General features: G+C 40.2%; 1 protein-coding gene. It reads right to left on the reverse strand.

Going from position 1 to position 565, the window contains the following annotated elements; all coding sequences use genetic code 11:
• Positions 1-289: 289 nt before the first annotated feature.
• Positions 290-565, reverse strand: a 276-nt coding sequence (locus IEY34_RS37215; protein WP_229758034.1) for a hypothetical protein, incomplete at its 5' end; no start/stop codon positions are given.

The raw sequence follows: 565 nt of genomic DNA on the forward strand, positions 1-565 counted from the left end.
CCGCCGACACGCGAAAGTAAGGGGAGAATAAAAAAGAAAAAGACGGGACGCCCCCGAAAGTATCCGAAGAAGTACACAGCGGCACGAATCGTAATTAAATAGAATAAAAACCCAAAATTTACAGTTTGTAACATGTCTCCTCACTCGAAGCCTCCTTGCTTTTTTTCTTTGTGAGCGAAAAACCAACTGTAAATATAAACCTTATTATAAATTTTTTTGAATTTTCTCCTAGTCGGCATGTGCTCCGTAAAGGTGAATCAGCCGCTAAGGAGCACAATGCCTTATCATGTCATATATTTTGCAAAGCTTCTGGTAATTCAGTTGGGATAAGGCTGAAATTCAGCGTTAAAGTGGCGTCTGATGCTAAAGTGGGGATTGTAACGTCGAAAAACAGCGTTAAGAGGCAGAGAAGGGCACCACGAATGGCAATTCCGTTGGGATAGTAACTACTTAGGTCTACCCAAAATTTTGTTGGATATTTTCTTCGTTGGCACAAGGGAATATGAATAAATATGGAGAATAGAGATTTATTCCATATTAGGGACGTGAGCCAATTGAAATGCAC

The sequence above is a fragment of the Paenibacillus marchantiophytorum genome (assembly GCF_014640555.1).
GTDB classification, from domain to species: domain Bacteria; phylum Bacillota; class Bacilli; order Paenibacillales; family NBRC-103111; genus Paenibacillus_E; species Paenibacillus_E marchantiophytorum.